This window comes from Streptomyces sp. MZ04 (genome assembly GCF_004684775.1).
Classification (GTDB): Bacteria; Actinomycetota; Actinomycetes; order Streptomycetales; family Streptomycetaceae; genus Streptomyces.
Genome location: NZ_SRIC01000422.1, coordinates 1 through 5,313, shown reverse-complemented (window position 1 = coordinate 5,313; position 5,313 = coordinate 1). Strand labels below are relative to the sequence as shown.

Below are 5,313 nucleotides of genomic sequence, written 5' to 3'. Positions count from 1 at the left end.
GCCCCTTCCCGATGACGGGGAGGCTAGGAGCCGGCCAGCACCCCGGCCAGCACCCCCGCCGCCCGCTCCACATCGGCGAAGCCCACATACAGCGGCGTAAAACCGAACCGCAGCACATCCGGCGCCCGGAAGTCGCCCACCACGCCCGCCTCGACGAGGCGCCGCATGACATCCCCGGCGTCCTCGCACCGCAGGGCCACCTGACTGCCCCGCTCGGCATGAGCGGCCGGAGTGATCGGCTCAACCCGCCCCGCGGGGACGTACGCCGCCACGCACTCCAGGAAGAAGTCCGTCAGCGCGAGGGACTTGGCCCGCACGGACTCGATCGAGACGCCGTCCCACACGTCGAGCGCCGCCTCGAGCGCCAGCATCGAGAGGATGTCGGGCGTACCGACACGCCCCCTCACCGCCCCCTCCGCCGCCTCGAACTCCGCCCGCATCCCGAAGGGCTCCGCGTGCGAGTTCCAGCCGGGCAGCGGCGAGTCGAAGCGCCCCTGCACATCCGCCCGTACGTAGATGTACGCAGGCGAACCGGGCCCCCCGTTCAGGTACTTGTACGTGCAGCCGACCGCGAGGTCGACGCCGTGCTCGTCGAGCCCGACCGGCAGCGCACCGGCCGTATGGCACAGGTCCCAGACGACGAGCGCGCCCGCCTCGTGCACGGCGGCCGTCAGGGACGGCAGATCGTGCAGGCGTCCGGTGCGGTAGTCGGCGTGGTTCAGGAGGACCGCCGCGGTACGCGGGCCAAGGACGCCCCGCACCTCGCCGGGCGCGACCGCCACGACGCGGCAGCCGGTGAGGCGCGCCGCGGACTCGGCGATGTACCCGTCCGTGGGAAACGTCGTCGCGTCAACGACGATCTCGTCGCGCCCCCCGGCCGGGTCACCCGCCATGCGTACGGCGGCGACCAGCGCCTTGAAGACGTTCACGCTGGTGGAGTCGCCGACCACGATCTGACCGGGGGCGGCGCCCACCAGGGGGGCTATCCGGTCGCCGATGCGCTCGGGCGCGGTCCACCAGCCGCTCTCGTCCCAGGAGCGGATGCGCAGCTGCCCCCACTGCCGGGAGATGACGTCCGCGACGCGCTCCGGCACGCCGGCGGGCAGCGCGCCCAGCGAGTTGCCGTCCAGGTAGACCGTGTCGTCGAGGACGAACTCCTTGCGCTTCGCGCCGAGTTGGTCCTCGGCGTCGAGCTTCGCCGCTCGCGCCTTCAGCAGGGCCTCAGACATGGCTCCTCGCAGTCCACAGCTCGGGGAACACGTTCTTCACGGCGCGCTTCTCCAGCCAGGCCACACCGGCGGAGCCGCCAGTGCCGGTCTTGGAGCCCATCGCGCGGCGCGTCGCCACCAGATGGTCGTTGCGCCATCGCCACACCAGCTCGCCGACGTCCGTCAACGTCTCGCCCAGGCGGGCGAGTTCATCGCTCTCGTCGCCGGAGTAGAGGTCGGTCCACACCTTCTCGACCTCGGGCGACGGCTCGTACTTCTGCGTCAGGTCGCGCTGCAGCACGGCGTCCGGAACGGCGTGCCCGCGCCGGGCGAGGAGCGCCAGAACCTCGTCGTACAGGCTCGGCTCCTGCAGCGCCTTCTCCAGCTCCTGGTGGACGCGCGGCGCGCCCCGGTGCGGCACCAGCATGGACGCGGACTTCTCGCCGAGCAGGAACTCCATGCGGCGGTACATCGCGGACTGGAATCCGGACCCCTCGCCGAGCGCGGCGCGGTAGGAGTTGAACTGTCCGGGCGTCAGCTGGGCCAGCGGGCGCCAGGAGGCGTTCAGCGCCTCCAGCTCGCGGATGCTGCGCTTGAGTGCCGCCACCGCGACGGGGATGTCGTCGCGGCGCAGGGCGTGCGACGCGGTCTCCCACTCGTGGACGATGACGGTGAACCACAGCTCCATCACCTGGGTGGTGACCAGGAAGACCATCTCTCCGGGGTCTTCGGAACGGGGGTGCTGGAGGTGGGTGAGGACGTCCGCCTGGACGTAATCCTCGTAAGGGGTGGTGCCGGCGAAATCGAGGTTCGGGGTCTCCGCCTCGTGGGACATCGCGGACATCGCGGTCTCCTTGAATACGTACTACGGGTAGCGGTCCGCCCCTGCCGTTACCGACACGGGGGCCCCGGTCCCCACCGGCATCCTCCGCAACATCCCACGAAACAGCAAGACCTGCCTGGTCACAGCGGCGTCCAGGCAGGTCTCACAGGTATGTACGTCACCGTATACGGCGACGTCAGTGGCTGGTCAGGGGCTAGCCCAGCGTGTCCGCCGCCGTCTGCGATGAGTCCCTCAGGAAGCCGGCGCAGCGCTCGTACTCCTCCTGCTCGCCGATGGCCTGCGCGGCGCGGGCCAGGGCGTGCAGGGCGCGCAGGAAGCCGCGGTTCGGCTCGTGCTCCCACGGCACCGGGCCGTGGCCCTTCCAGCCGGCGCGGCGCAGCGAGTCCAGGCCGCGGTGGTAGCCGGTACGGGCGTACGCGTACGACTCGACGACGCCGCCCCGCTCGAACGCCTCGTCGGCGAGCTGCGCCCAGGCGAGGGAGGAGGTGGGGTACTTGGCGGCGACGTCGGCGGGCGCCGCGCCGTTCGCGAGCAGCTCGCGCGGCTCGGGGTCGTCGGGCAGGTGGGTCGGGGGCGGTCCCCCGAGCAGATCCTTGTGAATGGCCATGGGTTCCAGTCTGCGCCATGACGCCGCGCGTCGGGCCCGGCACCCCGTCCTGAAAGGCGGGATGCCGGGCCCGTGGCCTCGGCAGGTGCCGGTTACTTCAGCTTCGTACCCGTGGAGCGCAGGTTCGCGCAGGCCTCGCTGACGCGCCCGGCCATGCCCGCCTCGGCGAGCTTGCCCCAGGTGCGCGGGTCGTACTGCTTCTTCGAGCCGACCTCGCCGTCGACCTTCAGGACGCCGTCGTAGTTGCGGAACATGTGGTCCGCGACGGGGCGCGTGAAGGCGTACTGGGTGTCGGTGTCGAGGTTCATCTTCACGACGCCGTTCTCAAGGGCGGTCGCGATCTCCTGCTCGGTGGAGCCGGAACCGCCGTGGAAGACGAAGTCGAACGGGGAGTTCTTGCCGTACTTGGCGCCGACGCCCTCCTGGAGGTCCTTGAGGAGCTCCGGGCGCAGGACGACGTTGCCCGGCTTGTAGACGCCGTGCACGTTGCCGAACGAGGCGGCGAGCAGGTAGCGCCCCTTCTCGCCGAGACCAAGGGCTTCCGCCGTACGCAGCGCGTCGTCGACGGTCGTGTACAGCTCGTCGTTGATCTCGTGCGTGACGCCGTCCTCCTCGCCGCCGGTCGGGGTGATCTCGACCTCAAGGATGATCTTCGCGGCGGCGGCCTTCGCGAGCAGCTCCTGGCCGATGGCCAGGTTGTCGGCGAGGGTCTCGGCGGAGCCGTCCCACATGTGCGACTGGAACAGCGGGTCACGGCCGGCCTTGACGCGCTCGGCGGAGACGTCGATCAGCGGACGGACGTACGTGTCCAGCTTGTCCTTGGGGCAGTGGTCGGTGTGCAGCGCGACCGTGACGTCGTACTTCGCGGCGATGATGTGCGCGTACTCGGCGAGGGCCACGGCGCCCGTCACCATGTCCTTGTTGTACTGGCCGCCCAGGAACTCCGCACCACCGGTGGAGATCTGGATGATGCCGTCGCTCTCGGCCTCCGCGAAGCCGCGCAGGGCCGCGTTCAGGGTCTGCGAGGAGGTCACGTTGATGGCCGGGTAGGCGAACTTGCCTGCCTTCGCCCGGTCCAGCATCTCGGCGTAGACCTCGGGGGTTGCGATGGGCATGTGTCCGCTCCTTGTGATGTGCGGGTGTGTGCTTGGCCCTGACCTAGGGGGGCGACGTCATCGTCGCCCCCATCCTTCCAGACTCTCCGGACGGCTCCGGTCGCCAGACCTAGTCCAGTCCGAGGTCGTCCTTCGAGTACGCGAAGAGGTACGGCACCCCGGCGCCGTCGGTGATCTTCTCGCCCGCCCCGGTGGCGCGGTCGACGATGGTGGCGACGCCGACCACCTCGGCACCGGCCTCGCGCACGGCCTCGACGGCGGTGAGCGGCGAGCCGCCGGTGGTGGAGGTGTCCTCGACGACGAGTACGCGGCGGCCCTTGATGTCGGGCCCTTCCACCCTGCGCTGCATGCCGTGCGCCTTGGCGGCCTTGCGCACGACGAACGCGTCGAGCTTCTCGCCCCGCGCGGCGGCGGCGTGCAGCATCGCACCGGCGACGGGGTCGGCCCCCATGGTGAGCCCACCGACGGCGTCGTAATCGAGATCCGCGGTGAGGTCGAGCAACACCTGCCCGACCAGCGGGGCGGCCTCGCCGTCGAGGGTGATGCGGCGCAGGTCGATGTAGTAATCGGCCTCGAGACCCGAGGAGAGGGTCACCTTGCCGTGCACCACGGCCTTGTCCTTGATCTGCTGCAGCAGGGCGCCACGTACGTCGTCAGTCATGCCTGCCAGCTTAAAGCCGCTGGAGCCGGGTCCAGGTCCAGGTCGTCGCCGTCTCGAGGGGGTCGATCGGGGTGACGAGGCGGGGCAGGGTGTTGAGCCCGTCCGGCGGACCGGTCTGCGGCTCGACGCAGACGGCGGCGTCCTGCTCGTCGTACACGACGACCCACGGCTCCCGGCTCTTCACCTGGAGCTGAAGCTGCTCGGGCCAGGTGAGGGTGACGTCGACACCGTCGGGCATGCCGAAGCAGTCGTCCCAGGGGCCGGGGGTGGGGGTGATGCGGTTGCCGGTGGGCAGGTGGTCATCGCCGCGCTCCTCCTGCCAGGCAGCACTGAAGTCGACGCGCACGTCTTCTTGTCCCTCCCCTTGTCCCTCCCCCAAGTTCCGGTTGAACCAGGGATGCCAGCCCGCCTGGGCGGGGAAGGAGTCGCCGTAGGTCTCGATGCCGAGGGTGAGGGTGAGGGAGTCCTCGGTGAGGGCGACGATCTGGGTGACGCGGCCTTGGTAGGGCCAGGGGTCGGTGAGGTCGTACGTGAACACGGCCTCGGTCGCGGAGGATCGGGCGACCTTCCACTGGGCGTCGCGGGCGAAGCCGTGGATGGCGTGCGGCGGCGAGTTGAGGGGCATCTGATGACGCGTCCCGCCGTTCCGGAACCGCCCGTCCCGAATCCGCCCGCACCAGGGCACCATCGGGAAGCACCCGTACCGCTCCCCTTGCCGCAGCAGCTCCCTGCCGCCGACCCGCAGACTCCCCACCCGGCAGCCGTTCCCCGCCTGCACGGCAACTTCCGCGTCACCCGCGGCCAGCGTCACGTCATCGCTCATCACGGGCTCGACCCTAAGGGTTCTGAAAAAGACAGTCGCCAGGCAATCGGGTGGG

The 5,313-nt window shown here is 70.4% G+C and carries 6 protein-coding genes; all 6 read right to left on the bottom strand.

The genetic code is table 11. The features are described from left to right. Positions 1 to 23 precede the first annotated feature (23 nt). Positions 24 to 1,229, bottom strand: coding sequence for a kynureninase (gene kynU, locus E2651_RS40935; RefSeq protein ID WP_135336350.1), 1,206 nt, complete (start codon positions 1,227 to 1,229; stop codon positions 24 to 26). Next, complete coding sequence (locus E2651_RS40930; RefSeq protein WP_135336349.1) at positions 1,222 to 2,052, bottom strand: tryptophan 2,3-dioxygenase family protein; 831 nt, start codon at positions 2,050 to 2,052, stop codon at positions 1,222 to 1,224. Before E2651_RS40930 ends, kynU begins: the two co-directional genes overlap by 8 nt. 193 nt (positions 2,053 to 2,245) lie before the next feature. Next, positions 2,246 to 2,659, bottom strand: coding sequence for a DUF3151 domain-containing protein (locus tag E2651_RS40925; RefSeq protein WP_135336348.1), 414 nt, complete (start codon positions 2,657 to 2,659; stop codon positions 2,246 to 2,248). Between the two features lie 92 nt (positions 2,660 to 2,751). Then, the gene (gene fbaA / locus E2651_RS40920) at positions 2,752 to 3,774 is read right to left on the bottom strand and encodes a class II fructose-bisphosphate aldolase (protein ID WP_135336347.1); all 1,023 of its coding nucleotides are present in this window, start codon (positions 3,772 to 3,774) and stop codon (positions 2,752 to 2,754) included. A gap of 109 nt (positions 3,775 to 3,883) precedes the next feature. Continuing rightward, complete coding sequence (gene pyrE, locus E2651_RS40915; protein ID WP_135336346.1) at positions 3,884 to 4,435, bottom strand: orotate phosphoribosyltransferase; 552 nt, start codon at positions 4,433 to 4,435, stop codon at positions 3,884 to 3,886. A 10-nt stretch (positions 4,436 to 4,445) separates the two neighbouring features. Then, positions 4,446 to 5,258 (bottom strand): aldose 1-epimerase, encoded by an 813-nt coding sequence (locus E2651_RS40910; protein WP_135336345.1) that lies wholly within the window; start codon positions 5,256 to 5,258, stop codon positions 4,446 to 4,448. Positions 5,259 to 5,313: the final 55 nt, after the last annotated feature.